Consider the following 2703-nt stretch of genomic DNA (forward strand, 5'->3'; position numbering starts at 1 on the left):
GTCGCGGTTACGTCGCCGCCCGCCAGCACCGAGCCCGTGTTGTCCAGCGTGGTTCCTGCCCGCAGGCTGGCCGCGCCAGTGGCGGAAAGTACGCCTGCGTTATGCAGCGCGCCGCCGGCCTGGAAATCCAGTCCTTGGGCGGATTGAATGCGGCTATCCGCCGTCGTTGTCAGATTGCCGACGGCATTGACGGTCAGGCCGCCGGCCTGTGTTGCCGTTACGCCGCCCAGCATGGCGTCCGTGCCCGCAGCCAGCGTCATGCCTTGCCCGGCAGCCGCCGAGCCCAATGCCTGCAACGCGCCGCCCGCCGTAGCCGCGAGGGCGCCGCCCGCTTGCTGTGTCGATGCGGCGCCCAGGATCAAATCGCCGCGCGCCGTGCTCATCGTCAGTCCGCCTTGCAGCGCGGCGATCGTGCCGTTCACCCTCATGCCGTCTTCGGCGCTGATCGTTTGCGACACGCCCGCAAGCATGCGGCCCTCGGCAAGCAGCGTGCCTTGCGCCGTTGCCGTCAGCGTATCGGCGGCTTGCGCAAGACCCGTCGCGCCCACCGTCACATGGCGGCCCGCCAGGTTCAATCGCGCATCGCTGGCCGCCGTGCCGTCCACACGGACGTCGCGCGCTGCGGCCAGCACCATGTCCTGCACCGACGCCAATGCGCCGCCAGCGTTCAGGTCGCGCAGGGCCTGCGCCGTCAGCGTGCCGGCGGCTTGTACCTGCCCGCCCTGCTTGACGATCACGTCGCGCCCGCCGGACAGCCGCAGATTCCCGGCCGATGCGTCGCCAAGCGCGGCGGCGGTGCCGCCGAGGCGCGCATCGCCCGATGCCGCAAGCGTCAGGGCGCCGCCAGCAACGATGACGCCGTCGGAATCCAGATCGGCGCCCGCTTGCGCGGACAGGTCGCGCGCGGCCTGCATGCGGCCCCCGGCGCCAACGCGCAACTGGCCCCCGGCATCCGCCGTCAGGCCGCCCGCCAACGCGGCCACCATGCCATCGATGTTCATGTTGCCCACGGCAGACAGGCTGGCCGGCGAACTGGCCGTCACGATGCCGCTCACGGTCAGGTCCCGGCCCGCCTGGGCCTGCAGCGTGCCGCCCGTGGCCTGCGCGGTGTTGGCGGTGCCGGCGGTGCCGGCGATGCGCAGGTCTTGCCCCGCGTTCAAGAGCAGCTTGCCGCTGCCCTGCGCCAGGCCCGCCTGGCCGATGCTTAGGTCGGCGCCTGTTTCGGCGCGCAGGGTGCCGTCGGCAACCGTCTTGCCGTTCAGTTCGGCGTTCGCCCCCGCCGACAAAAAGATATCTTTTTCGCCCGTGATGGTGCCGGCGGCTAGAAGCTTGCCACCCGCCTGCGCGTCAAGTTGCTGCCCTGCCTGCAACACGCTTGCGCTGCCCAATGTCATGTCGCCGTTGCTGATCGCCTTAAGCGTGCCCGCGTCGGCCAACAAGGTCCCGTCCACGCGTAGGTCGCCCCGCGTGCTGACTTGCGCCGCTTGGCCGGCTATTACCTGGCCGGCCAGCGACGCCGTGGCCGCATCGGCCGCGACCGAACCATCCGCCTGCAGGCGCGAAGCGGCCGACGCCGTCAACGTTTCGCCTGCCTGGAGCCGCAGATCACCGCTGGCAAGCGTCTGGCCTTCCAAGGTTAGATTGCGCGCCGCCCGTAACGACAAATCCTTCAGCGACGTGATCTTGCCAAAGCTCTGCAGTCCGCCTCCGGCCGTCAGCCCGACACGGTCCGCCGCTGCCAGTTGCGCCTGGGAGCCCACCGAGATATCGCCGCCTGCGACGCCATCCAGGCCGCCCGAGGCAGCCGCAAGGACGCCATCGACGACAAGCTTGCCGCCCGCCGAAAAGCCTAAGTCGCCATTGGCGCGCAGCGTGCCAGCCAGCGCCATGTCGCCGCCTGCCTTCACGCCTGCGCCGCCTTCGGCCTGCCATTGGGCCGGCACCTCAAGCCGCAGTTCACGCCCCGCCTCCATGGCGATGCGGCCGCTGGCAGCGCCTTCGCCCGACATCCGCGCGTCGCGCCCCGCCATCAGCAAGACATCGCCGCGCGCGGCGACCCGGCCACCCAAGCCCAGGTCTGCGCCGGCGCGTATGGCCGACGCGCCGCCGGACTGCAATTGGGCTCCCGCGCCTGCAATCAGGTCCGCACCAGCCTGCGCGCGCAGCGCGCCTGCGGCGGTGACCTGCCCGGGCAGCACCATATCTCGTCCCGCCTGCAACGCGATTGCACCGTTTGCGGTGACCCGGCCGATTGAGTCAGAACCCGCAGGCGCAGCGCCGGCAGTGGCATTCGAAGGCGCGCCGCCCCCGGACGATCCGCCAGCGTCTGCCGCAGGTGCCGTGTTCGGCCCGCCGGTCGTCGGCGGGGGCACGCTGGTCGTCGGCGTCATGCCGCCTATCCGAACGTTGCGGCCGGACTCGGCACGCACGTCCTGGCCGCCCATCAGCAAGAAGCCACCCAAAGACAAGTCCTGCCCGGCCGCGATGCGCAGCGCGCCCTGAGTCTGCAACGCACCTTGCGCGGCGACGACGACGTCGCCCGCGGCATCCACGTCCACGGGGCCCCCGGCGCCCACCGCGCCCTTGATTTGCGCATTGCGGCCCGCGGTAAGCGCCACGGCGCCCACCGCCTGCGCAGCCCCATCAACCGTCAAGTCGCGCCCCGCCGACGCCCGCAGATCGCGCGCCGCCTGCATGGTGGCG

At 71.5% G+C, this 2703-nt stretch carries 1 protein-coding gene; it reads right to left on the bottom strand.

Annotated features, from left to right (window positions below):
* A partial coding sequence (locus tag ACI0FO_RS29375) for a beta strand repeat-containing protein (RefSeq protein ID WP_416032088.1) occupies positions 1-2703 on the bottom strand: 2703 nt, incomplete at both ends.

Source organism: Achromobacter marplatensis (assembly GCF_049060505.1).
Classification (GTDB): domain Bacteria; phylum Pseudomonadota; class Gammaproteobacteria; order Burkholderiales; family Burkholderiaceae_B; genus Achromobacter; species Achromobacter marplatensis_A.